We start from the raw sequence: 25,506 nt of genomic DNA, 5'->3' as shown, positions 1-25,506 counted from the left end.
TTGCTAAAAAACCGTTTCCGTGATAATATATCTGATAAGAAGATAAGGAAACGAAGAAATACATATTTTATGTGGGCATCTTAATATGTATGGAGTCAGTGATGCAACCTGCCGTATCTCCGAATTGAATAAAACTTAAGCAAAGGAGAAGGAACGCATCAATGACAAAAAAAGCAAGCATTAAGACAAAGCTCGTACTTTTTTTCGGACTACTGATTTTGATAATGGTCTTTATACAGGGAGTGGTATCTTTTGTTGAACTGACGAAAGCCCATAACTCGGCGATTGCAGCAGAGAAGCAAAAGTTTGATGTAGAGATAAAAACCAGTGTTGACAATCTAATCAGTGTTCTGGATGTAAATCATCAGCGATACTTGGACGGCGAAATCACACATGATGAAGAAATGAACGCGGCGAAAGAAATTGTGAGGGATACCAGATATAACGGCGGTGACGGATATTTCTGGGCAGATTTGGCAGACGGAACCTGCATGGTACATATGAATCCAGCCTATGAAGGAAAGCAGAGATTTAACGAAAAGGATTTGGAAGGGACATACTTTATTCAGAATCTGATTAAAGCCGGTAATCACAAGGGCGGTGATTTTACAGAGTTTTACTTCACAAAACCGGATAAAGAAGGCAGCTTCCTAAAGCGTGCGTTTACGGAGGAATATGAGCCGTATGGCTGGTATATCAGTACCGGCAATTATTATGAAGATATAGAAAAAACAATCAGCCACTATCAGATGACGAAACGGCTTTCTTTGATCGGTATTGTTATATGCGGCGGGGCCATGGGCGCACTTGCGATTGTATCCATGACTGTTATTGCCGAAAAAATGACAAGACGGTTAAAAAGTATTACCCAGCGTTTGGAGCTTTTGGGACAGGGTGATCTGCATTCCCCGGTTCCGGACATAGCCAGCGGAGATGAATTAGAGACATTATCCTTGGCAACGAAGCAAACGGTTAATCATTTAAGTGAAATTCTTCACGACATCGATGACACCATGAAGAATTTCTCCGATGGGAACTTTATTTTACAATCCAAGACGGATTATCAGGGAGATTTGTCAGGAATTAATGATTCCATTCATAAATTCTCCGTGAATATTTCAAATACTTTAGCCCAGATCAATACTTCTTCGGATGAAGTGGCGCGCGGCTCGGATCAGGTGGCTGCCGGTTCGCAAACGCTGGCTCAGGGTGCTACGGAGCAAACAGCAGCGATTGAAGAATTATCTGATTTTGTAAATGATATGACGCTTAATATTCAGCAAACCTCTAATGATGCGGAGCAGGCTAAGAAAATTGCGGATGATTCCAGCATTGCCTCCGTTCAGGGGAAACAGCAGATGCAAAAAATGATAGAAGCCATGGATAAGATCAGTTATGCTTCCAGCGAAATTGGGAAGATCATCAAGACCATTGACGACATTGCGTTCCAAACGAATATTCTTGCACTTAATGCTGCTGTGGAGGCGGCTCGTGCAGGAGAGGCCGGTAAAGGTTTTGCTGTCGTGGCAGATGAAGTTCGGAATCTGGCAGGAAAATCGGCAGAGAGTGCAAAGAATACCTCTGAATTAATTGAACACTCTATGAATGCCATTTCCAACGGTACGTCCATTGTTTCTGAAACGGCGGACTCCTTAAACGATATTATTTCAAGCGCTGAAAAATCGTCAGAAGTCATCCAGCATATTGCAGATGCAGCTATTTTACAGGAAAGGACCATTGGAGAGGTGAATTCCAGACTGACGCATGTATCTGAGGTAATTCAGATGAATAGCGCTACTGCAGAGGAAAGTGCCGCATCAAGTGAAGAAATGTCGGCTCAGGCCACTATGCTGAAAGAACTGATTCAGCACTTCAAATTTAAATAGACCGATAGAAGAGCTCGCTGAGGTTCAAGCTTCAGCGAGTTTTTGTATACCAAAAAAGATAAATGGTATGTGCAATAGGTTATTTTGGCAGGGAACAAGGACTCCTAAAAGATTAAACAAGGCGGAATCAAAGAGTTGAAATTTTAGCAGGCCGGGATTAAACTGTAAATATATACTAAGAAATGAACGATAATATTCAGACCTGTGAAAATGCAAAAAGGCTGAAAAGGTGGGAGGTACGAATGAAAACGGGAATTGTGGATGTGGGAGGCGGACTTAGAGGAATTTATGGAGCAGGCGTGTTTGATTATTGCATGGATAAAAAAATCACATTTGATTACTGCATAGGCGTTTCTGCCGGAAGTGCAAATATTGCCTCTTTTTTGGCAGGACAGAGAAAACGTAATTTTGCATTTTATTTTGAATATCCATTCAGAAGAAAATATATGAGCCTGCATAATTTTATTAGAAAGGGATCTTATATAGATTTAGACTATGTATATGGGGCTCTTAGTAATGAGAACGGGGAGAATCCACTGAATTATCAAGGGCTGATAACGAATCCGGCCGAGATGAAGGTGGTTGCCTCAGAAGCCGTCAGCGGAAAAATAAAGTATTTTGAGAAGACGGATTTGAGTCAGAACAATTATGGCATACTGAAAGCCTCATCCTCCATTCCTGTAGTCTGCAAGCCGTATTTGATTGAGGATACCCTTTACTTCGACGGGGCACTAGGAGATCCGGTGCCGATCCGAAGGGCTTTTTCAGACGGATGTGATAAAGTGGTGGTAATCCTCACGAAGCCTCGGGATGTCATCCGTTCGCCCGGAAAAGATGAAAAGCTTGCAAGGCTGCTGCGGCATCAATATCCGGAAGCGGCGAAAAATTTGGCACTGAGGGCGAAACGATACAACGAGAGTGTTCTCCTGACTAAAAAACTGGAAGCTCAGGGAAAAGCGGTGATTATCGCTCCGGATAACATAGAAGGAGCAGATACCCTGACCAAGAATAAGGCTGTGTTGCATCAGTTATACCAAAAAGGATACCGGGATGCAGAAAAAATAGAGGAGTTCTTAAATGTGCAAAAATATGACAGCTTTGTTATATAAAAAGCACCGGCTTTCAATATATTAGTAGGTTTATAATATTTGATCGATATGGTAAAATAATAAGAAACAGGATTTTCGTTGTAAAAGGAAAAATAAATGATATTAAATATTTATGAGCAATATAATGCAGATGAAGGCTGTCATGAAAGATGGAAGCGGTGGGAACAGCACAGAAATACGCTTCATTCCGTTTTAAACGAACAGATTTTTTCTTCTGCCGGTATAAAGGACGCCGTGATTTTAGGAGCAGGGCGTTGTGAGGATGTAGATTTACGGCGTTTATTAAAGCATGTGGAATCTTTAACATTAGTCGATTATGATTATAACAGTATGGAGAAAGCTTTAGAACGGCAGCAGCTGAGCAGGCAGGAGAAAGAGAAAATTATATTGGAAGGAAACATAGAATTCACGGGATTTTATGGGGAAGATTTTGTAACGGAGACCCTTGATAAAATCAAAAGAAAAGAAAACCCGGAGAGCGTGGTGCAGTTCGTCAAGAAGCATCTGAGCTCGGTGAAGGACAGCCTGGGTGAACTGCTGGATAATCGTCCATATTCTTTAGTGATATCCGGTGCTGTTCACTCCCAGCTGATTGTTCCGTTTACACAAATAGCCGCTTTTGATTCCGAATATACTGACAGGCTGATGCAGGAAGCCGCACCGATTGCAAATATTTTAGCAGAGGATTATAACCGGAGTCTGCTTTCACTGGTGAAAGAAGGGGGCTGGCTGTTTTCCTATTTTGATGTGATGGAATTGTCGGAGCGAAATCAAATGCTGGCTTATGAGGATATGATCGGCGGGCTGATTGCTCAGGAGGAATACGATAAAATTGATGCGTTTTTTCTGCAAGGCGGCGGCGTAGCAGGTGCCAGACAGGGTTATAACCATCTCTACGAATTGGTAAAGCAGTATGAACCATACAAAAAATGTTGGATATGGCCTTTTCGGGACAATAAAAAATATTATATCCGCAGCTTATGTTTTAAATTAACATCATGTTGATCTTGACTGGAGGACTAGATGGAATCTCAATATAGCAAAAAAAAATCGTTTATAGTGAATGCAGTTTATGCGTTGCTAATTGTTTTAATTGTATATGTTTCACTGAAATATCTTTTTAATTTAGTCAGTCCGTTTCTTTTTGCTTTTATATTTGCTTTTTTACTGCAAAAACCGTCCAGACGTATTTCAGCGTTTACGAAGATACCGACTAAATGGGTATCTCTTGTTTTGGTGTTCGTATTTTACAGTACTATTGGCGTGTTGATTGCATTACTTGGCGTGAAACTGATAGCGACCGTTACCGCCCTTATTTCACAGCTGCCGATCCTCTATGAAAATCAGCTGGAGCCCTTTTTACTGAACAGCTTTCACGGGATAGAGGACGCTCTCGACGCCTTGTCCCCTACGTTTATAGATAAGTTTAATGCAGACTTTGACCAATTTGTAAATTCCCTGGGTGCCAATGTGACAGAAATGTCTTTGTCCTTAATCGGAATGATTTCTAATATTGCTTCGTCTTTACCGGGATTTTTTATTAAAATTTTGATTATGATTATTTCTACCTTCTTTATTGCTATGGATTACAACATCCTGGTCCGATTTACGTTAAGACAATTCTCTCCCAAAGGAAGAGAAATTATTTTAAGCATAAAGAAGTATATTGTCAACACGCTGTTCGTAGTGATTCGTTCCTATGCGATCATCATGTCCATTACGTTTATAGAGCTGTCCATCGGACTTTCTCTTATTCAAATGAATAATGCGATTATCATAGCCCTGACCATTGCTTTATTTGATATCCTTCCGGTTTTGGGTACCGGAGGAATTATGATTCCGTGGGTCCTTATTAATTTATTGCAGAGGGATTATCAGACCGCTGTGTCCCTGCTGGTACTATACCTTTTCATCACCGTTATCAGAAATATCATCGAACCGAAGATCGTTGGCAGTCAGCTGGGGTTGCATCCGGTGGTGACCTTATTTTGCATCTTTCTTGGAGCAAACTTATTTGGAGTCATCGGCGTGTTCGGATTTCCGATCGCCCTGTCGCTTCTTAAACATTTGAACGATGCCGGTACAATTAACGTTTTTAAATAAATAATAGCCCGTACATTTGTTGCACTTGCTCTGTGAATTCAAAAGGAGAAATCTTGCATAAAGAAGGTTGATTGTGCTCCCGAAGAGGTATAGAATGTAGGCAAGTAACATATTTTAACTTTTATTGGGAAAAGGAGGAAGTTTAAAATGAAAAAACAGTGTAAGGGGTTTATTATGGGGTTTATTTTAGCCTGTTTGCTGGTTATTCCAACAACAGCACTGGCGGATAACATCCAGGCACAGTTCAATGCAGCAAATATAACTGTGAATGGAAAGGATGCGGTGAAGCTGGGAGAAAACTATCAGCTGTCAGACGGTAGTATCGTGCCGTTCAGTATCAACTACAAAGGGACAACCTATATTCCTATTCGAAAGGTAAGTGAATTACTGGGGATTGGTATCGACTATGACAATACCACTAAAACTGTGCAGATTACGACGAGTTCAAAAGGAGAAACAGGGACGCAGCCGGCCGAGTCAGAAAATACTTCAACCAGTTCTGCAGTGACCTATACCACCTCGTACTGCGTTTTTAATGAATGTGACAAGGATGCAAACGTCAATGGGGATAAAATGGCTCATGTGATTGGATATAAAGACGGCAAGACGATGAATATCCTGATAGACTACTCGTATTATAATGCCATATCCGCTAAAATAGAATCTCCTCAGCTGTGGCAGGCAAAAGTGGACCAGCAGGGAAACATGACGAAAGTGAATGCGGTCTCAGCTTCCAAATCAGGAAAAGTGGAAAGCAGTGACAGCAGGAGCTCCGTAACGCTATCTTCTGGGAAATATGACCTTGAAAAGACGGTAGTCATGTATCAATGGACGGAGGATAAGGCATATAGGGTTTATAGCGGCAACTTAAAGCAGGATGATTATGTAAACTTATATGATACGGATGGTGACAAGGCTTACGATATTGTACTCTTAAACAGAGATGGAAAAACCATACCGGCCGGGGACAGTACGACATCAGACACAAGCAGTAACACCGGAAACAATCAATCCGGCAGCTCAAAAACAGATACCAAGACAGCTTCAACGGGTTATTCTGTTTTAAATGAGTGTTGGAAAAGCAGTAACGATGACGGAAATACGGTACAAAAAATAGTAGGATTTATAGACGGCAAAAAAATGGACACCTTGACGAATGACAAAAGCACCGTACAGGATTGGAGTGCTCCTAAACTCAGCAGCAATGGGTTCAGCAATACTGCCGTATATAAGATCAGCTTGAATTCACAATATACAGCGCTTTCCGCAGATAAGATCAAAGCAGATGTGCAGCAGGGAGTGACAGAAAGTGCCAATGCAAGAAGTTCAGTTGTGATAGGTGGAAAGACCTATCAGATATCCAGTAATGCAGTGATGTATAAAGTAACCAGTGACGAAGAATATAAAGTCTTTACGGGAAATCTGAAACAGGGCGATATTGTAGAGCTGTATGAAACGGATAGCTCAAAGGACGGGTATGATATTGTGATTTTATCAAGGGAGTAAAGGGAATACTAAGGCCTTGATATAAAAAATTGTGTTTCTTGAAAAAGAATCAGAATAAAAATTGTGTTTACTCATAAATATATACAGTATAGTCTAGCAAGGGATTACTGCTTTCAGGGATAGTGGTTAGTCCAAAGACTGATATTTAATAGACAGCCATCTGAATTGTCGGTTTAGGTGGTTGTTCTATTTTTTGTGCATGATCGTGATACAGGTTGAGATAATTCCGATAATTACAAGAGAATAACTGAAAAGACATTCGTATGTAACCATAACATCACCTCCTGACAGGAAAGTGACCAGCCACCAAGCAGTAATCCCGGCTGCTTGAATTAATAGCAGTGTACAAAGAAAATCATTACCGTTGTTATTCATAAGAGCTAAATGAAGCAGGTAAGTCCTATTTTGCTATAGAGAAGCGGTAAAAGATATGAAAAGGCAGAAAATCAGGTTAGTAATATATATTCAGTCACAAATTATTTATACTAATTATGCTAAAATTATGCAAAAAAAAGGAGGCATTTTCTGCCCCCTTTCCCCATCTGATGTGTTAGCTCGTAACGAAATCCTATTAGAAGCTTATTACTTCCGGCTCCTTTGTAAAAGAATAGATCGTTGCGGTAGCGTCCTGGAGATACAGTACTTCCATGAGATGATCGTCCACAGAATACATGCCGCTCAATGCTTCGCGGTTTTCGTCCATCATTTGGACGCGGGCTTCTCTTCGATCATCACGAACAACTTTTCCTTCTATTCGAATCCATGTACCATCTTTGCTCATGGTGCTGATCTCTACCTTCGGATTTTGTATCATCTGCTTATAGCACTTTTTCTGATTGCTGGTGACGATATAAATCTTTCCTTCAAATTCTGCCACTGCGCCAAAAGGGCGGACGTGGGGCTGATCTCCGTCACAGGTTCCGATATAAAACGGATTTTCTCGTAAATACTTCAATACTTTTTGCATGGCATTGTTCCTTTCCTGTTTTTATAGTATAAATTGTGTAATCTGTATAATATTATTATATAACCTGTAACGATATATACAAGTATAATATATTTATATATCTCTAGTTTGATTTTCAGAGAATCCCAATCCCTTTTTATTTGTAGAGTATGTAGGTTTGTCAAACATATGTTACACCGTGCTTCAAAAAATTAAATAGAGTTTCTCTTGGGGAAACCCAGCCCAAAGGGCGCATAGGAAAGTTATTGTAGTTTGCATTATGCTTTTTTAGTTGTAATTTAAAATCATTGAATGAGTAGAACTTTGCTATCGCATAAAAATATTCATTATCCTTACGATGTGAGCGTTCCACTTTACCATTATGTCTTGGAGTATAAGGCCTTATCATTTTATGGATAATACCTTGTTCCTTAAGAGTCCGTTGGAATAGCGTTAACGTTGGATTTTTAGAAGTACCAAGACGTTTTGTAAATTCCTGTCCATTATCGGTCTGAACACGATCTTAAATGGGAAAGCTTTAATAACTTGTTTAAGGAATTCAGAAGCAGAATAAGAGCTGTGTTCCTCAAAAGCAGCAAGATATCTAAAACGAGAGAATTCATCAATAGCAGTATATTGATAGAATTTCTTATCAGAAGCTTCGCCAACAAGGCAAGAGGATGGAACAAATTTAACATCAATTTGTACTCTTTGACCTGGATACTCCATTTGCTCATATTTTTTAGCAATATATTTAGGATTCTGAGGTTTCTTAGGGATCAAAGATTGCTTGATTAGTACTCGATAAAGCCCAGTAATGGATCTGGAATACCCACGCTGTCGCAGTTTGACCCAAAAGACAACAAGACCTGCATTTGGATTCCTACGACGCATATCATGAATGAGTTTAAGCTCATTTGCAGTATGCTGATTTTTATGGGAATGAGGCTTACGAGAAAGTTCTCTCAGGGACTCAATAGAACCATCATATCTACGCAACCAACGATAAATATATTGCCTGTTGTGATGATATCTGATAGCAGCTTTTGTAACGCCAAATCTTTGAGCATATTTAATTAAGGATAGACGATATTTCATATCTTGTGTTATACTTGCCATACGGGAGACCTCCAATTTGTGATGTTTTGGTTTGTGAGGAATTAAGCATAACACAATTTTAGCGTTTCCCGTATTTATTTTTTGTCTTAATGTAACACATGTATTGTAATCCTACACCCAATCCCTTTTTATTTGTAGAGTACGGGTTGACAAAATGTTTTTTTTATTGTAAATTATAACTACACCCCCGTGGGGTGGTTAAATACTAAATGACAAGGAGATTCTTCTATTGAAAGCAGATAAAGGTAAAGTATTAAAACTGTTGAAAACAGCTAGAGGGCAGATTGACGGCATTATAAAAATGGTGGAGGAGGACAGATATTGTATTGACATTTCACATCAGCTTATGGCGGCTGCCGCTATTTTAAATACTACGAACAGAGAGGTCTTATCGGCACATCTTAAATCTTGTGTGAATAACGCGGAGACGGCACAGGAAAGAGAAGAAAAAATCGATGAATTAATCGGGATGTTGGGTAAGATAATGAAATAGACAGGAGATGAAGGGATGAAACAAAAATTTAACGTGACCGGCATGACATGCTCCGCCTGCTCATCACACGTTGAAAAAAGTGTGACGAAGCTCCCCGGAGTTTTGAATGTAAGCGTAAACCTGTTGACAAACAGCATGCAGGTGGAATACGAAGAAAGCGCCTTATCCGATCAACAGATCATTACAGCGGTAGAACATGCAGGGTACGGTGCTTCTTTGGAGGAATCGCAAAATTTGAGAAAGGTAAAAGATATAAAGGCGGAAGGTTCCAAAAGTAATCCGGTAGAAGAGCAATTACAGAATATGAAAAAACGACTGTGGATCTCCTTTGGATTTCTGATTCCGCTGATGTATCTTGCTATGGGTCATATGCTCCATCTGCCCTTGCCGGGCTTCCTTATGGGCCATGAAAATGCAATCACTTTTGCGTTCACGCAATTTCTGCTGTGTCTGCCGATTGTATATATCAACCAAAATTATTTTACAAAAGGATTTAAGACCTTATTTCATGGCGCACCTAATATGGACAGCCTGATTGCCATAGGCTCCTCGGCAGCCTTGCTGTATGGCATCTTCGCTATTTACCGGATGAGCTATGGAATGGGAATGGCGGATATGCACATGGTATCAAAATATAGTATGGACTTATATTTTGAATCAGCCGCAACCATTTTGACGTTAATTACGCTGGGCAAGTTTTTAGAGGCAAGATCGAAAGGGAAAACCAGTGAAGCTCTGACTAAATTAATGGATCTGGCTCCTAAAACCGCATGGGTGGAAAGACAGGGACAGCAGCTGCAGGTTCCGGTGGAAGAAGTGGCAGCCGGAGAAATCGTTCTCATAAAGCCAGGAAGCAGCATCCCTGTGGACGGAACGATCCTGGAGGGAAACACCAGTGTGGATGAAGCGGCCATTACAGGCGAAAGCCTGCCGGTCTACAAGGAACCGGGCATGGATGTGATCGCAGCGACTACCAATAAGTCTGGATTTATAAAAGTTAAAGCTACAAGAGTAGGGGCAGACACTACATTTTCGCAGATCATTAGGCTGGTGGAGGATGCCAGTGCAACGAAAGCACCCATCGCTAAACTGGCGGATAAAATAGCAGGGATCTTTGTTCCGGTGGTCATAGGCATTGCAGTGCTCACTGCGGCCGTATGGATTTTGACGGGAGCAGCGTTTGAATTTGCTCTATCCAAAGCGATTGCCGTCCTGGTCATTTCCTGCCCGTGTGCATTGGGTCTGGCAACGCCGGTAGCCATTATGGTGGGTACCGGCAAGGGTGCGGAAAACGGTATTTTAATAAAATCCGGAGAAGCTTTAGAATTGGCACACAGCGTAGACTGTGTGGTATTGGATAAGACCGGGACCATTACAGAGGGAAAACCAATTGTAACAGATGTCCTGCCAATTCACGTGACGAAAGAAAGGCTCCTTGCTATTGCAGGAGGACTGGAGAAGGGGAGCGAGCATCCGCTGGCCGAGGCGATCATGAACTATATAGAGCAGGAGCAGAGCCCTATAGAGCCGGTCAGGGATTTTCAATCTGTATCCGGCAAAGGGGTAAAAGCAGTCATTGGAGATCAGACCTATTTGGCCGGGAATCAAAGAATGATGGAAGAGAATGGTATTCATGTCTCCCTGCACGAGACCCGGCTGGATCAATTGGCTTCGGAAGGAAAAACGCCGATGCTCTTTGCTGATTCTAAGAATTTAATCGGGATTATTGCAGTTGCAGATGTGGTCAAATCCACCAGCAAGAGTGCTATTAAAGCCTTGAGGGATATGAATATTCAGGTCACGATGCTGACAGGAGACAATAAAAAAACCGCCGAGGGAATCGGCAGAGAGCTCCAACTGAATCAGATCATTTCAGAAGTCCTGCCTCAGGAAAAGGAAAAGGTCTTGTCCGACCTGCAGAAACAGGGCAAAAAGGTTGCTATGGTAGGGGACGGCATCAACGATGCTCCGGCACTGGTTCGGGCAGATGTAGGCATTGCCATCGGAGCAGGTACGGATGTGGCAGTGGAGAGTGCGGACATTATTCTGATGAAAAATGATCTGTTGGATGTGGTAACCGCCATCCGGCTAAGCAAGGCTGTTATCAGAAATATAAAACAGAATTTGTTCTGGGCCTTCTTTTATAACTGTCTGGGCATACCGCTGGCGGCGGGTGTTTTTTATCCCCTATTCGGGTGGAGCTTAAATCCCATGTTTGCCGCAGCAGCCATGAGCTGCAGCAGCGTGTTTGTGGTATCAAATGCTCTTCGGTTAAAGATGTTTAAAGGGGGCGCCGATGGGAATAATAACCGGTATACAGGTCAGCTAATGGCCGAAGAAAATACATTTAAAAATCAGGAGGAAAGTAAAATGGTAACATTAAAAATTGATGGAATGATGTGTCAGAACTGTGTAAAGCATGTGAAGGAGGCTTTAGAATCCTTTAAGGGTGCTACGGTAGATGTGAATCTGGATCACAAGGAAGCAAAAGTAGAAATCCCTTCTTCCGTGTCTACAGAAGAGCTGAAAGCCGCTGTGGAGCAGGCAGGATACACCGTGACACAAATCATCGAGTAGGGAACTTTTAAATCAATAGTCGGAACAATGAAAACTGTAGCTTATAAGGAATTGTGAGCTATAGTTTTCTTTTTGAAAAACTAATGGTAAAATGGAAAAGAAATAAACATAGAAGAATAATAGATGGAGGAAGAGATGGCGATTGAAAAGTGCAGAGAATATTTTAGGAAATTCAATATGGAAGACCGGATTTTAGAGTTTGATGTGTCCAGTGCAACAGTGGAGCTTGCCGCATCAGCAGTAGGATGTGAACCCGAAAGGATTGCGAAGACCATGTCCTTCAAGGTGGAAGAAAAACCGGTGTTGATCGTTATGGCGGGAGATGCCAGAATTGACAACGGAAAATATAAAGGAACCTTTCATACAAAGGCAAAGATGCTCAGCCCGGAGGAAGTTGAGGAACGGATAGGACATGCTGTGGGAGGGGTCTGTCCTTTTGGAATACAAGAGGATGTCACGGTTTATTTAGATGAATCCCTGAAACGTTTTGAGACGGTGTTTCCGGCCTGCGGAAGCAGTAACAGTGCCATAGAGCTGACTATAGATGAGCTGGAACAATATTCTGATTTTGAGGGGTGGATAGATGTTTGCAAAAACTGGCAGTAATAACTTGACAGAGGGCAGCATTCCAAAGCAGCTTCTTTTTTTTGCGATACCGCTGCTGCTGGGAAACTTTTTACAGCAGGTGTACTATATTACAGATTCCATCATTGTGGGAAGGTTTCTGGGAAGCACAGCCTTGGCGGCGGTGGGTACGGCGTCTTCCATCACCATATTGATGGTCAACTTTTTTACAGGCATGGCAAACGGTGCCGGAATCATACTGGCACAGTATGTAGGTGCCGGAGACAATAAAAAATTGGCACAAACAATCCGTGCAGCAGCCATCTTTACGGTGCTCTTCGGAATTCTGTGCTCCGTAATGGGCGTGATCTTTTCCTCTGATTTTTTGAGTAGGATGGATACGCCGGGAGATGTTTTTCGGCAGGCAAACAGCTTTCTGACTTTTTGTTTCGCCGGTATGCTGCCCATGCTGATCTATAACATGGGGGCTGCGAGTATGCAGGCCATGGGGGATTCCAGAACCCCTCTTTATTTTCTCAGCGCAGCTTGTGTGGTAAATGTGGTGCTGGATCTTATTTTTATAGGAATTCTTGGTATGGATGTTGAGGGTACGGCCATTGCTACATGTCTTGCCCAAGCTCTGGCGGCAGCCCTTGTCTTTATAGCCATTAAAAAGAAGATCGCAGGGATGAAAACAGAAGATCCGGTGAAAGAATCGGATTATCCGGTACAGTCAGAGGAAAAGGATAAGGGGAGCATAGGCTTTCTTTTAAAACGGATTATTGCATTGGGATTACCTATTGGACTGCAAAGTGTGGTCATCAATTTTTCCAATATTGTGGTTCAAAGTCATATCAACAGTTTGGGTTCCGACGTGATGGCGGCATGGAGCGCATTCAGCAGGCTGGACGGCTTTATTATACTGCCTTTTATGAGTTTTAGTCTGGCAGTCATGACGTTTACCGGACAGAACTTCGGTGCGAAAAAGCCGGAACGAATTTTGGGCGGCGTTCGGTACGGAATGATCATGAGCTGCGGCTTTACCATTGTTCTGGAAGTTCTGGTCATTTTACTGGCGGAACCGTGCTTTGAGGTTGTCAACACTGGTTTTATCTCTACATCAAACTTTTGCTTCTCTGCTGCAATCGCCGAGTTATGGGCTTTCGTCAGTTCAACAAAAGATACCACTCCCTGTATAAAGACCATTATCAAAATCAGTAGTCCGAAAAAAAGTACGAGCTTTGTCTTAATGCTTGCTTTTTTTGTCATTGATGCGTTCCTTCTCCTTTGCTTAAGTTTTATTCAATTCGGAGATACGGCAGGTTGCATCACTGACTCCATACATATTAAGATGCCCACATAAAATATGTATTTCTTCGTTTCCTTATCTTCTTATCAGATATATTATCACGGAAACGGTTTTTTAGCAATATTTGGGTCTGTAATTTTCTGTCAAATTATAAATTATTTGTTGATATTTCTTGAAGCAGCTGTACAACAAACTCTTTTGAACGCTTGGCTGCTGTCAGAAAGTTGGCTTCACAATTGTCGACCCCGCTGTGCTCCTCCGTATCCGTTATAGACCGCACTGCAATAAAGGGACCTTGTTTACATAGCAAGTATGCGCAACGGCTGCAGTTTCCATATCGGCACATAAGGGTGAAAATTGTTCATTGATTTCCTTTCGCTTTGTCCACACAAATTTTTCACCTGTGGCCATCCGTCCAAAATGAATTCTGAGTAAAGGGATGTCCTTCTGCTATTCTTGCTGCTTGAAGCAGTTTTTCATCCGCTTTAAAGTATGGGGTCTCCGCAGCCATAAACGGATATAGCTCTACTAAGTTTACCGGATTGACATCGTGGTAACAGATTTCCGTAGATACGGCGGTATCCAGCAATCCAACGTGCCGTGCCATACCGCCGGCTGTTCCTGAATTGATAAGGAATCGCACTTCATACATATCGATCATCATCTGCGCCGCAAGAGCTGCATTGACCTTACACACGCCGGATACTACAAAGACTGCCTGAGTGCCGGCTATGGTTCCCTCTAAAAAGGTCAGCCCCGCACTGCTCTTCCTGTTTCTTCTTTAAAAGCCTCTTCATACGGCTTGAATTCTCCTTCACAAGGGCAAAGGATTCCGATTGGTCTACCCATAAGTTTATTCACTCCTTCCACTATGAATTATATTCCTCTGTGATCCATTCCTGCACATATGACACGAACTTTTGCGCTGAGGCCGTAAGCATTTTTTTATTTTTAACAACGATTCCTATATCCCTGTACGCCGGAATATCCAGTTTCTTAATCACAATTTTACGAGCCGTATCCTTTAACACCAACTCCGGCAGCACACTGATTCCCAGCCCATTGTCCACCATAGCCATTATCGCATAATCCTCTTTTTCAACAAAGCGGACGTTAGGTCTGATCTGATGGCTTTCAATATATCTGAGATTCCATCATCCGCTTTCTGTTTGCGGTCATTGCTCTTGTTGCCAGAAGCATCGTTGCCCCGCTCCGAAAACTGACTGCTATGACCAATGAACTGGCGAAGGGCAATCTGGATGCGGATATTGATATAAATACCTCGGATGAGACCGGAAGACTGGCGGATTCCATGCGGAGTCTGGTAGTTAGACTGAGACAGTACATAGATTATATCGACGAGGTCTCGGCTTCCTTGGATGAATTTGCGGCGGGCCATCTGGACATTCAGCTAAAGCAGTCCTATGAGGGAGAGTTCGCCAAGCTTAAGACCTCTCTGCTCCAAGTATCCAGTGTGTTCAAGGATACCATAGGGCGAATCATAGAGACCTCGGAGAAGGTGGCAAGCGGCTCCGGCCAGATCGCCAATGCGGCACAGATGCTGGCACAGGGAGCGACCAATCAGGCCAGCACGACTCAGGAATTGACCGCCACGATCAACGAACTGTCCGAGCGTGTCACGAAGAACGCCGATCAGGCTACGAGTGCTTCGGAGCAAGTCAGACTGGTAGGCGGAACGGCAGATCAGAGCAATGAGCAGATGAGACATATGATAGAGGCCATTGCGGAGATCAATGAAAAGTCCGCAGAGATCGGAAAGATCATTAAGGTCATCGAAGACATCGCTTTCCAGACCAACATTCTGGCTCTGAATGCGGCGGTAGAGGCTGCCCGGGCCGGAGAAGCCGGAAAGGGCTTTGCAGTAGTAGCGGATGAAGTCCGTAATTTGGCGAGCAAATCGGCGGAAGCAGCAAAGGATAGAAGAGACGGTGAAGCGGTAGAGAACGGAACCCAGATTGCGAACCAGACCGGAGAGATGCTGGGACAGGTCATTGAAGGGGTATCCCAGACAGTAGATCTGATCAATGAAATCTCCTCTGCATCTGTGGGACAGGCAACAGCATTGAAGCAGACCTTAGACGGAGTGGAACAGATCAGTTCCGTGGTACAGACCAATGCAGCCACTGCGGAGGAAAGCTCGGCAGCCAGTGATGAACTGTCAAAACAGGCTAATAGTTTGAAGGATGTTGCTTTGCATTTTAAACTAAAATAAGGCATAAAAATCAAAAATATAAAATTTTTAAACAGCAAAACCCAAAAAATGTCAGAATTTTTTGGGTTTTGCTGGATTTTTGGGGAGCATGGTGCTAATATGTGTATAGCTGAAATTTTATTATTAGGGGTACCTCCGTGTACCAGACTGAAAGGAGCACTATAAAGTAATGAAAAGCCTTAAGACAAAAATTATGGTGAGCATAGGCGGCGTCGCGATTCTGGCAATGATTATTTCCGCTTTGGTTACCATCAATACTGTAGTAAAAACGGCAGTTACAGACGAACAAGATATTGCACAGTTATCTACGCAGGCAGTCACATCAGAAATTGATGAATACTTTACGAAATACATTGCCATTGCAGATCAGATCGCAAGCAATACGGAAATAAGGAATCTGCTTACGCAGGCTACCACAACAGAACAGTTGACGGCAAATCCTTTATTTACAAGCTGTTATGATACGCTGAAAAGAATTACAGATAAAAACAGTGAGGAAATCTTATCTGCTTATGTCGTCACCTCCGAGACGAACGTGGGGTTAGACGGTGCAGGGTGGATTCCGGATTCCAGCTTTAGTTTAAAGGATAGGGAGTATTACTTTGACCAGCAGAAAGAACTGGATGACGGATTTATCATAACAGAACCGTATCAGGATTCGGACACCGGAAATATGATCATTACGGTAGCCGTACCGCTGTATGATTCCAGCGACTCAAAAGTAATCGGTGTTTCAGCTATAGATGTTACAATAAATGAACTAAGTGATAGAGTAGTTCAGTCAAAGAGCAATTATAAAAATGCATATAAGATGTTAGTTTCAGCAAGCAATTCCATTTTAGCAAGTAAGGATTCCAAGCTTTTGTTACAGAACGTGGAAAAGGCTGGATTTAGTCAGGAGATGTTGAATGAGATACAGAAACCGACTAATCAGGTCATCAAATTGAAGGATAACGGCGAAGCCTGCTTTGGTGTGGTAAAGGCGACCAGAGATGCAAAATGGAAGGTCATCTATATTATTCCTGAAAAGGATTTCATGAAGGTTACGGACGCGACCAAGCGTAATATTTCGCTCGTGTATATTGCCGCAATTATCATATTGTGTCTGGTGATGATTGTGGTAGTGAAACATATCGTAGCCCCACTTCGGAAGCTGACGGATATCACCAATGAATTGGCGAAGGGCAATCTGGATGCGGATATTGATATAAATACCTCGGATGAGACCGGAAGACTGGCGGATTCCATGCGGAGTCTGGTAGTCAGACTGAGACAGTACATAGATTATATCGACGAGGTCTCGGCTTCCTTGGATGAATTTGCGGCGGGACATCTGGACATTCAGCTAAAGCAGTCCTATGAGGGAGAGTTCGCCAAGCTTAAGACCTCTCTGCTCCAAGTATCCAGTGTGTTCAAGGATACCATAGGACGAATTATAGAAACCTCGGAGAAGGTGGCAAGCGGCTCCGGCCAGATCGCCAATGCGGCACAGATGCTGGCACAGGGAGCGACCAATCAGGCCAGCACGACCCAGGAATTGACCGCCACGATCAACGAACTGTCCGAGCGTGTCACGAAGAACGCCGATCAGGCTACGAGTGCTTCGGAGCAGGTCAGACTGGTAGGCGGAACGGCAGATCAGAGCAATGAGCAGATGAGACATATGATAGAGGCCATTGCGGAGATCAATGAAAAGTCCGCAGAGATCGGAAAGATCATTAAGGTCATCGAAGACATCGCTTTCCAGACCAACATTCTGGCTCTGAATGCGGCGGTAGAGGCTGCCCGGGCGGGAGAAGCCGGAAAGGGCTTTGCAGTAGTAGCGGATGAAGTCCGTAATTTGGCGAGCAAATCGGCGGAAGCAGCAAAGGATACGACTCACCTGATAGAAGAGACGGTGAAAGCGGTAGAGAACGGAACCCAGATTGCGAACCAGACCGGAGAGATGCTGGGACAGGTCATTGAAGGGGTATCCCAGACAGTAGATCTGATCAATGAAATCTCCTCTGCATCTGTGGGACAGGCAACAGCATTGAAGCAGACCTTAGACGGAGTGGAACAGATCAGTTCCGTGGTACAGACCAATGCGGCCACTGCGGAGGAAAGCTCGGCAGCCAGTGATGAACTGTCAAAACAGGCTCATGCATTGCAGGGCGTCGCTTCACAGTTCAAAATCTAGTTGACAACGGGAATCCTGCGTGGTATATTTAATCATAAATTCTGTAGGATTAGTATGAAATATAAAGAGGATAGTCATGAGGATAATAAATAGTCAAATGATGAACAATAGAATGATGAACTTCTATGATTACATGTGTATGTACATGTGCGGCATCATGGATTATTTGCGTGTGCATCTGATTATCCGATTTGTAGTCTGAGCTTATACGTATAGATTATAGAAAGGCAGGTACATGCGTGTACCTGCCTTCATTTTTTGAAACCCTGTCTACATTTGTGATATGATCCGCAGGGTTCATGGAAATAGATCGGCAAAGGAGGAAAAAAAGAGTGAATCCTGTGATAGAAGTAAAAAACGTGTCAAAAGTGTTTCAATCTAAGGGGACTGAGGTAGAAGCACTGAAAGACATCAATCTGCAAATTCAAAGAGGGGAGATCTTTGGCATTATCGGAATGTCCGGAGCAGGCAAAAGTACACTGGTCCGGTGCCTGAATTATCTGGAAAAACCCACAACGGGTGCAGTTCTGATAGAGGGAGAAGAATTGGGGGAATTGACCGAAAAGGAGCTGAGAAGAAAAAGAAGTGAAATATCCATGATCTTTCAGCATTTCAATCTGCTCATGCAGAAAAATGTAATCGACAATATATCCTTTCCTCTTATTATTCAAGGTGTAAAAAAGAAAGAAGCAAGGGAAAAAGCGGAACAATTACTGGAGACGGTAGGTTTAAGTGATAAGGCAGATGCGTATCCATCCCAGCTGTCGGGAGGACAGAAGCAGAGGGTGGCCATAGCCAGAGCCTTGGCTGTAAATCCCAAAATCCTTCTTTGCGATGAAGCTACCAGTGCGTTGGATCCCCAGACAACAGAGTCTATTTTAGAGCTGCTTCAAGAGATTAATAATAAATATGGGATTACGATTGTCATCATAACCCATGAAATGGCAGTGGTGCGAAAAATTTGTACCCATGTTGCCATTGTGGACAAAGGTCAGATCATCGAACAGGGCACGATGGTTGATATTTTCAATCATCCAAAATCCAAGAAGGCCAGGGAATTGATCATTGGGCAAAAGGAGGAAGATGCGTGGACGGGAGAAAAAAGGCAGAAAAAACTGCTGGAAAAAACAGCTAAAATCCGTATTGTCTTTTCCGAGAATTCTGCATTTGAACCGGTGATTGCTAACATGGTTCTAAAATTTGGGACGCCTGTAAATATATTGAAGGCAGATACAAAAAACGTAGGCGGAGTTGCCAAGGGTGAGATGATTTTAGGTATCCCGGAAGACAAGGCTGTTCAGGCAGATATAAAAAAGTATTTGACGGAGCATGGACTGGAACTGGAGGAGGTGATGGACGATGTGGAATAGTGAGATTATAAATATGCTGATCAAAGGGACGGGCGAAACCCTCTATATGACGTTGGTATCTACCCTGTTAGGCTATGCATTTGGACTGCCTATGGGTGTATTGCTGGCTGTTTCAGATAAAGAGGGGTTAAAACCGAATCTTGTGCTTTACAAGGTTTTGGATTTCATCGCCAATGTGGTTCGAAGCATTCCATTTTTAATTTTACTGATTGTAATCATCCCTTTCACCAGCTTTCTTGTAGGAAAAAGCTACGGCTCCACAGCTACAATCGTTCCGCTGGTGGTAGCGGCCATTCCTTTCATTGCCAGAATGGTAGAATCCTCTATAAAGGAAGTGGATTACGGAGTGGTAGAAGCCGCTCTTTCCATGGGTGCGGGAACCTTCTCTATTATCACAAGAGTTCTGCTGGTAGAAGCCAGAACCTCCATTATCGTAGGAGCCACCATTGCCATAGGAACCATTCTTGGATACTCCGCTATGGCGGGTACGGTCGGAGGCGGAGGCCTGGGGGATATTGCTGTCCGTTATGGGTATTATAGATACCAGACGAATATTATGATGGTCACGGTCCTTTTGCTGATCGTACTGGTTCAAGTGTTTCAAACTGTAGGCATGAGAGTGTCTGAACGTTTAGATAAAAGAAAATAAGAAAGAAAGTAGGGAGGAATATTTTATGAAGAAAAGAATTTTAGCAGGAGTGCTGTCCGTTGCCTTGGCGGCTGGTCTATTGGCAGGATGCGGAGCTGAAACAAAAAAGGAAACGACGGATTCCGCAGCCTTAAAGCCAATTAAGGTGGCGGCATCGGCTACCCCACATTCAGAGATATTGGAAAAGGCGAAAGAAATTCTTGCCAAAGAGGGCTGGGATTTGCAGGTCACAGTGTTTGACGATTATGTTCAGCCAAATGAAGTGGTGGAAAGCGGCGATTTTGATGCAAATTATTTTCAGCACATTACGTATTTAAAGGATTTTAATACGAAAAACGGAACGCATCTTGTGGATGCCGGAGATATTCATTACGAACCGTTTGGCATTTACCCGGGAACCAAGAAAGATTTGAAGGATTTGGCGAAGGGAGATGTTATAGCAATACCAAACGACACTACCAATGAGGCGAGAGCTTTGCTTCTGTTGCAGGACAATGGTGTGATTAAGCTGAAAGACGGCGTTGGGTTGGAAGCTACGGTAAATGATATAAAGGAGAATCCATACGGCGTTAAAATTGAAGAGCTGGTAGCTGCGCAGGTTTCACGGGTAATCAAGGAAGTTGCTTTCGTAACGCTAAACGGGAATTATGCGTTACAGGCCGGATTCTCTGTAAAAAATGATGCCGTTGCATATGAGACTTCGGATTCAGAAGCCGCTAAAAACTATGTAAATGTCGTTGCTGTGAAGGAAGGAAATGAAGACAGCGAAGGCGTAAAGGCTTTGGTGAAGGTTTTGAAATCAGACGAGATCAAAAAATTTATCAATGACAAATACGATGGAGCAGTGGTTCCTTTTGAGAAATAAAAAAGTGCAAACAATATAGAGGAAGAGGCGGACCTTAAAGCATAAGGTTCGCCTCTTTTGTATAAAAGAAAACCCCGTGTTGGACACGGGGTTCCGTTTAGTATGGCACTATTTAATAATCAGTATTTGTTCGGCTGTTTTGCCATCTTCGCCTAATTTTACGGCGATGGTGGTTCCCACGGATAAGTCTGAGATGGCAGCACTGGAAGTACTGCTGTTCATATATCCCACCGTAGTGGAATCCGCGATGGTAACGGTCAGTGTCTGATCCGTAAGGGTAATGTTACTCTTATTGGAAGCACCGGACTGGTCACCGTTTGGCGCAGGATTTCCATCCGGCGGATTTTGTCCATCCGGTTTTTCAGGAGGCTGGCCTCCCTTCGTATCTTCTCCGGATGGTTTTGCCGGCGGCGTTTGTCCTTCCGGTGGTGCTTGAACGGCGGACGGCGTCTGTCCGTCGGAAGCCGCAGTTTGTTTTCCATCAGGAGAAGGCGCGGAATTTACAGTACCTAGAGCAATGGTCATTTGATTTTCATCAATAGATTTGATCTGCCCGTACTGAAGCCCCTGTACCGTTTCGGCTTGAACCGTCGCAGATGTATCTTTATCTGATTCTTCCGCACTGGAAGAGCTGCATCCCGACAAACTTAAAACAGCGACTAAAGAACCAATTAATAGAAGTGTAGTAACCTTTTTCATAAATTTCCCTCCAATTTACATTTTGTTGATGAGAGTATTATATTGGACGTATGCAAAGATTTGGTGATAAAACAAAGGAGAAACGACGAATCTCATAAATTTGGATTTATTCCGAATAAATCGGACTAAAATTCCATATTGTGAATAGATAGGTGGAAATAACAGTATATCGTCGGTAATTGGTACACATACAGCAAAGTAGTGTAAAGTGTCACAAAATTATAAAAAAAATAGATAAAACAGGAAGATACATAAATTTAACGGATAAGGTATGTTTTTTCATTTAAATTCGGAAAACTCATACTTCCTTTGTATACAAAATCAATTTTTATGCGAACTACTCTATAGAAATCTATAAAAAGTAATTTCTTACAAATTATTGAATTTGACAATTCCGATAATTCTGTTATTTTAAAGACAGAGATTTGGCATAAAAGAGTAAAACAAAAAGGAGGAAAAGATGAAAGGGAATTATTGTAAAAAATGGAGAAAAGCACTAGGCGGGGTGTTATCCCTGTCCCTTACAGCGGCTTTGCTTTTTACGGGTGCTTCGACGGCTTTTGCCTGCACAGGGGTGTATGTGGGGAGTGATTATTCGAAAAGCGGTTCAGTTTATGTGGGACGTTGTGAGGACATAGGAAAGCTTTACGATAAAGTCTTTGAGGTAATACCTGCCGCAGACCATGCTGACGGTGATTTGTATGAGGATTCTTATGGTTTTTCCATGCCGTATCCGGCACATACTTACCGATATACTGTCATGCGTGATTCTATTAATATGGATGAAGCAGTCCTGGATGAGGACGGCAATATTCTTGCAGTGGCTTACGGTGAAGCGGGTGTAAACGAAAACGGTGTGGCGGTAAGTGCTACTGTTTCGACCTATTGCAATGATGCTGTTGATGCGGCTGATTCGGTTGACGGGGCACTGTGTGAAGTCTCACTGGCACAGGTGATTCTGATGCAGGCTAAGACTGCCAGAGATGGGGTAGAAAAATTGGCGGCCATTCTGGATCAATACGGTGCGGGCGAATGCAATCAGATAAGCATCAGTGATAAAAACGAGGTATGGGATTTTGAAATCCTGTCGGGACACCAGTATGCGGCAGTTCGCCTGCAGGCAGGTCAAGTTGCCGTCAACCCGAATATGCTGGGAACCATAGAGGTAGATGTCAATGACACGCAGAATGTGGTAGCTTCCAAGGACTTAATCAGCCTTCCGTTTGATAAGGGCTTCTTGGTTTCATCACAGCTGACGGCAAATCCGGATATAAAGTGTGAGGACATTCACAAGATTGATATAGGCTCTACATATACCACTAAGGATCACGGAGCCGGCCAGTACGTGAGATATTGGCAGGGAGTGAACTATCTGAATCCGGCACAAGCTGCGGCTATAGATGTGGGTTCAAAAGACAGACAAAAAAAGGACGGAACTTATGTGAAGGGCATGTATATCGATCCTGTTTACACGCCAATGACCTTTACCGCAGACAGACAGCTCAGCACCTATGATGTTCTGAGATTTTTAGCCTATAGAGGAGAAGGTACGGCATACGACTATAATGAGGACACCAAACTCTATGGCATAGGTAATGAACGGCAAGCTGAGTGTCATATCTTCGAGCTGCGAAAAGATATGCCGGACGCATTGTCTGTCGTCCAATGGCAGTCTATGTCCAGGGCGGAGTTTTCCGTATATCTTCCATTTTACTCCAATCTGATTACAGATACTTCCGGGATTTATAAAACAGAATATATGCCGGATATAGATAATATCGAAGAAGTGTTAGGGGATAAGGATTTTCCTGCGGATACTTCTATGTCCTGGGTATGTGCAGCTATAAACGATCTGTGCGACAATGACAGAGATCGATATGGGGCAAACGTAAAGCTGTTCTGGGAGAATTACCAGAAGAAGCTGATTGAACAGCAGGAAGCCGTGGATAGCTCCATGAAGACCATTTATGCTTACAGTCCTGCTCTTGCGGAAACAAAAGCGACGGCTCTCGGAAAGGCTGTATCCGAAGAAGCCTTCGGTTATGCGAAGACCATACTGGCGGAGCTTCGAGCCTTCATAGCAGAGCATGGTTCCGATTCAGAAGTATTTACACCTTCCGTATTGTCGGAAAATAAACTGCCTTCTTATTCAATTAATATGGTAGGCGGAACGGGAATCCCGAGCAGCGGTGGTGGTAAGCACCACTCTTCTTCAAACAAGAGCACCACTCCGATCGTGAAGGAAGAAAAACCGGCTGTAAATACGGGAACTGAAAACGGAACCGATAAATCCGTGAGCAATAAATTCTCGGATGTAAAAAAGAACAGCTGGTTTGCTGAAGCAGTGCAGTTCGTTATGGATAAAGGAATTATGAAGGGTGTAAGCGGAGACAGCTTCGCACCAAACCTTACAACAAATCGAGCCATGATCGTGACCATGCTTCACAGGCTGGAGGGAGAACCGTCTGCGACCGCTGCGGGCTTTGCGGATGTGAAGTCCGGTCAGTATTATGCGGGAGCGGTAAGCTGGGCCAGCGGTAACGGAATCGTATCGGGAATGGGGGAGAATTCTTTCAATCCTTCCGGTGACCTGACAAGGGAGCAGCTTGCGTGCATACTGTACAGATATGCACAGTATAAAAATATTGACGTAACCAAATCAGGAGCATTGAACGGATTTAGCGATCATGCACAGGTCTCCTCTTATGCGAACGGAGCCATAGCATGGGCGGTAGGTAATGGTATAATCAATGGGAAGGACGGCAGACTGGCACCACAGGATACCACTACGAGAGCTGAGCTTGCAGTCATGTTCCAGCGAATGAACGATCTATTAAAGTAGCCGTCACACGGCAGAGCGAGAAGCACAGCAAAAGGGCAAAAGCCCTTAGCTGTGCTTTTTAGTATAAAAAGCACGGCCAGTTTCTAAAAAATTTATAAAAAATAAAGGTTATTAGTGAAATTTGTGAGGATAAAGTATATTATGGTAATATGTCTTTTAATGCATTTGTCCATTTCCATCCAATATTAGCAAGTTGAACGGATACTTTTGGCAATGCAAGTGGAATAATAATATACAATTAAAATTGGGATACAGGTATAACTAGTATGGTAGAGAAATATGACAACCCGATTGCCTTTTTGGATTCGGGCGTTGGAGGAATCAGTGTGCTGAATGAAGCCATTAAAATGATGCCTCACGAAAATTACATTTATTTTGGGGATTCAAAAAATGCCCCTTATGGAATAAAGACCACCGCAGAAGTAAGAAATCTGACCGAAAAAAATGTGGAATTTTTATTGGAGCAGGGCGCCAAGGCTATTGTAATAGCCTGTAACACGGCAACCAGTGCCGCAGCGGAGTATTTGAGAAATAAATATAAGGATATTCCCATTATCGGTGTGGAGCCTGCCTTGAAACCTGCAGCTTTAAACAACGAAGGTGAAAAGATTCTGGTCATGGCAACGCCCATGACTTTGGCAGAGAGAAAGTTTAGAAATCTGATGAACAAATATGAAGAATATGCTACAATTATTCCGGTACCCTGTGGAGGACTGATGGAGTTCGTAGAGAACGGAAAATTACAGGGGGAAGAATTGGAGGCATTTTTGGACAGCCTTCTGGATAGAAGCTTATGTGAGCATGTGAAGGCAGTCGTACTGGGATGTACGCATTACCCCTTTATAAAAGAAAGCATTGTGAATGTAATCGGTCATGAGGTGGACATTTATGACGGAGGGCTGGGCACGGCCAGACAGCTTCAAAGAAAGCTCCGGAGAAATAAAATACTGCGGCCGGAGAAGGAGCTTGGGCAGGTGAGGATTCTCAATACATTGAACGAAGACCGCATGATAAAACTGTCAGAGAAGTTATTGATAAAGGCGAAAGAGCATTAATA

At 43.0% G+C, this 25,506-nt stretch carries 23 protein-coding genes, 1 pseudogene and 2 riboswitches; of the genes and pseudogenes, 17 read left to right on the top strand and 7 right to left on the bottom strand.

What is annotated here, in order from left to right:
* Positions 1–37: 37 nt before the first annotated feature.
* A riboswitch (cyclic di-GMP riboswitch) is annotated at positions 38–122 on the top strand.
* Between the two features lie 39 nt (positions 123–161).
* The 5 genes from EQM06_RS10595 (at position 162) to EQM06_RS10575 (ending at position 6,604) form a co-directional block, all read left to right on the top strand.
* Complete coding sequence (locus EQM06_RS10595; protein WP_128746409.1) at positions 162–1,886, top strand: methyl-accepting chemotaxis protein; 1,725 nt, start codon at positions 162–164, stop codon at positions 1,884–1,886.
* A gap of 242 nt (positions 1,887–2,128) precedes the next feature.
* The gene (locus EQM06_RS10590) at positions 2,129–2,995 is read left to right on the top strand and encodes a patatin-like phospholipase family protein (protein ID WP_128746408.1); all 867 of its coding nucleotides are present in this window, start codon (positions 2,129–2,131) and stop codon (positions 2,993–2,995) included.
* 96 nt (positions 2,996–3,091) lie between these two features.
* Positions 3,092–4,000 (top strand): hypothetical protein, encoded by a 909-nt coding sequence (locus EQM06_RS10585; protein WP_128746407.1) that lies wholly within the window; start codon positions 3,092–3,094, stop codon positions 3,998–4,000.
* Between the two features lie 18 nt (positions 4,001–4,018).
* Positions 4,019–5,098 (top strand): sporulation integral membrane protein YtvI, encoded by a 1,080-nt coding sequence (ytvI, locus tag EQM06_RS10580; RefSeq protein WP_128746406.1) that lies wholly within the window; start codon positions 4,019–4,021, stop codon positions 5,096–5,098.
* 147 nt (positions 5,099–5,245) lie between these two features.
* Positions 5,246–6,604: a stalk domain-containing protein gene (locus EQM06_RS10575; RefSeq protein WP_128746405.1), complete on the top strand. Its 1,359-nt coding sequence runs from the start codon at positions 5,246–5,248 to the stop codon at positions 6,602–6,604.
* 571 nt (positions 6,605–7,175) lie between these two features.
* Here EQM06_RS10575 and EQM06_RS10570 read toward each other — a convergent pair.
* The 3 genes from EQM06_RS10570 to EQM06_RS10565 all read right to left on the bottom strand — a co-directional run bounded on the left by EQM06_RS10570 (position 7,176) and on the right by EQM06_RS10565 (position 8,669).
* Positions 7,176–7,571, bottom strand: a complete 396-nt coding sequence (locus EQM06_RS10570) for a pyridoxamine 5'-phosphate oxidase family protein (protein WP_128746404.1) — start codon at positions 7,569–7,571, stop codon at positions 7,176–7,178.
* A gap of 160 nt (positions 7,572–7,731) precedes the next feature.
* Positions 7,732–7,968 (bottom strand): integrase core domain-containing protein, encoded by a 237-nt coding sequence (locus EQM06_RS13185; protein WP_408608681.1) that lies wholly within the window; start codon positions 7,966–7,968, stop codon positions 7,732–7,734.
* A 35-nt stretch (positions 7,969–8,003) separates the two neighbouring features.
* Positions 8,004–8,669, bottom strand: a complete 666-nt coding sequence (locus EQM06_RS10565; RefSeq protein WP_230974959.1) for a transposase — start codon at positions 8,667–8,669, stop codon at positions 8,004–8,006.
* Positions 8,670–8,898: 229 nt separating this feature from the next.
* Between EQM06_RS10565 and EQM06_RS10560 the strand changes: the two genes are divergently transcribed.
* From EQM06_RS10560 to EQM06_RS13520, 4 genes and pseudogenes are all read left to right on the top strand, one after another.
* Positions 8,899–9,162, top strand: coding sequence for a metal-sensing transcriptional repressor (locus tag EQM06_RS10560; protein WP_128746403.1), 264 nt, complete (start codon positions 8,899–8,901; stop codon positions 9,160–9,162).
* Between the two features lie 15 nt (positions 9,163–9,177).
* Positions 9,178–11,739: a heavy metal translocating P-type ATPase gene (locus tag EQM06_RS10555; RefSeq protein ID WP_128746402.1), complete on the top strand. Its 2,562-nt coding sequence runs from the start codon at positions 9,178–9,180 to the stop codon at positions 11,737–11,739.
* A gap of 135 nt (positions 11,740–11,874) precedes the next feature.
* Positions 11,875–12,345 carry a YbaK/EbsC family protein gene (locus EQM06_RS10550; protein WP_128746855.1) on the top strand — a complete coding sequence of 157 codons (471 nt, stop codon included), beginning with the start codon at positions 11,875–11,877 and terminating at the stop codon, positions 12,343–12,345.
* Positions 12,323–13,342 (top strand): annotated as a pseudogene (locus tag EQM06_RS13520) (MATE family efflux transporter); the annotation flags it as partial. The gene EQM06_RS10550 and the pseudogene EQM06_RS13520, both read left to right, overlap by 23 nt.
* Before the next feature lie 269 nt (positions 13,343–13,611).
* Positions 13,612–13,696: riboswitch (cyclic di-GMP riboswitch) on the bottom strand.
* A gap of 183 nt (positions 13,697–13,879) precedes the next feature.
* Here EQM06_RS13520 and EQM06_RS13515 read toward each other — a convergent pair.
* The 3 genes from EQM06_RS13515 to EQM06_RS10530 all read right to left on the bottom strand — a co-directional run bounded on the left by EQM06_RS13515 (position 13,880) and on the right by EQM06_RS10530 (position 14,751).
* The gene (locus EQM06_RS13515) at positions 13,880–14,023 is read right to left on the bottom strand and encodes a hypothetical protein (RefSeq protein ID WP_128746401.1); all 144 of its coding nucleotides are present in this window, start codon (positions 14,021–14,023) and stop codon (positions 13,880–13,882) included.
* The gene (locus EQM06_RS10535) at positions 14,010–14,345 is read right to left on the bottom strand and encodes a phosphorylase family protein (protein ID WP_269140046.1); all 336 of its coding nucleotides are present in this window, start codon (positions 14,343–14,345) and stop codon (positions 14,010–14,012) included. Before EQM06_RS10535 ends, EQM06_RS13515 begins: the two co-directional genes overlap by 14 nt.
* 136 nt (positions 14,346–14,481) lie before the next feature.
* Positions 14,482–14,751, bottom strand: a complete 270-nt coding sequence (locus EQM06_RS10530) for a LysR family transcriptional regulator substrate-binding protein (protein ID WP_128746399.1) — start codon at positions 14,749–14,751, stop codon at positions 14,482–14,484.
* A gap of 14 nt (positions 14,752–14,765) precedes the next feature.
* Between EQM06_RS10530 and EQM06_RS10525 the strand changes: the two genes are divergently transcribed.
* From EQM06_RS10525 to EQM06_RS10505, 6 genes are all read left to right on the top strand, one after another.
* Complete coding sequence (locus tag EQM06_RS10525) at positions 14,766–15,845, top strand: methyl-accepting chemotaxis protein (protein ID WP_330548384.1); 1,080 nt, start codon at positions 14,766–14,768, stop codon at positions 15,843–15,845.
* A 169-nt stretch (positions 15,846–16,014) separates the two neighbouring features.
* The gene (locus EQM06_RS10520; RefSeq protein WP_128746398.1) at positions 16,015–18,024 is read left to right on the top strand and encodes a methyl-accepting chemotaxis protein; all 2,010 of its coding nucleotides are present in this window, start codon (positions 16,015–16,017) and stop codon (positions 18,022–18,024) included.
* A gap of 76 nt (positions 18,025–18,100) precedes the next feature.
* On the top strand, positions 18,101–18,226 hold the full coding sequence (locus tag EQM06_RS13280; RefSeq protein WP_269140033.1) for a hypothetical protein: 126 nt from the start codon (positions 18,101–18,103) through the stop codon (positions 18,224–18,226).
* 130 nt (positions 18,227–18,356) lie between these two features.
* The gene (locus EQM06_RS10515; protein ID WP_230974955.1) at positions 18,357–19,394 is read left to right on the top strand and encodes a methionine ABC transporter ATP-binding protein; all 1,038 of its coding nucleotides are present in this window, start codon (positions 18,357–18,359) and stop codon (positions 19,392–19,394) included.
* The gene (locus EQM06_RS10510) at positions 19,384–20,043 is read left to right on the top strand and encodes a methionine ABC transporter permease (RefSeq protein ID WP_128746396.1); all 660 of its coding nucleotides are present in this window, start codon (positions 19,384–19,386) and stop codon (positions 20,041–20,043) included. The genes EQM06_RS10515 and EQM06_RS10510 overlap by 11 nt, the downstream gene beginning before the upstream one ends.
* Positions 20,044–20,068: 25 nt before the next feature.
* On the top strand, positions 20,069–20,908 hold the full coding sequence (locus EQM06_RS10505) for a MetQ/NlpA family ABC transporter substrate-binding protein (protein WP_128746395.1): 840 nt from the start codon (positions 20,069–20,071) through the stop codon (positions 20,906–20,908).
* Positions 20,909–21,016: 108 nt separating this feature from the next.
* Here the strand turns inward: EQM06_RS10505 and EQM06_RS10500 are convergent, their stop codons facing one another.
* On the bottom strand, positions 21,017–21,607 hold the full coding sequence (locus EQM06_RS10500) for a hypothetical protein (protein WP_128746394.1): 591 nt from the start codon (positions 21,605–21,607) through the stop codon (positions 21,017–21,019).
* Positions 21,608–22,067: 460 nt separating this feature from the next.
* Between EQM06_RS10500 and EQM06_RS10495 the strand changes: the two genes are divergently transcribed.
* Positions 22,068–24,449: a C69 family dipeptidase gene (locus tag EQM06_RS10495; protein ID WP_128746393.1), complete on the top strand. Its 2,382-nt coding sequence runs from the start codon at positions 22,068–22,070 to the stop codon at positions 24,447–24,449.
* A gap of 266 nt (positions 24,450–24,715) precedes the next feature.
* On the top strand, positions 24,716–25,504 hold the full coding sequence (murI, locus tag EQM06_RS10490; RefSeq protein ID WP_128746392.1) for a glutamate racemase: 789 nt from the start codon (positions 24,716–24,718) through the stop codon (positions 25,502–25,504).
* Positions 25,505–25,506: the final 2 nt, after the last annotated feature.

The sequence above is a fragment of the Aminipila luticellarii genome (assembly GCF_004103735.1).
Taxonomy (GTDB): domain Bacteria; phylum Bacillota; class Clostridia; order Peptostreptococcales; family Anaerovoracaceae; genus Aminipila; species Aminipila luticellarii.
Note: the sequence above shows the minus strand (reverse complement) of the source record. Positions and strands in the feature narration are given on the sequence as shown.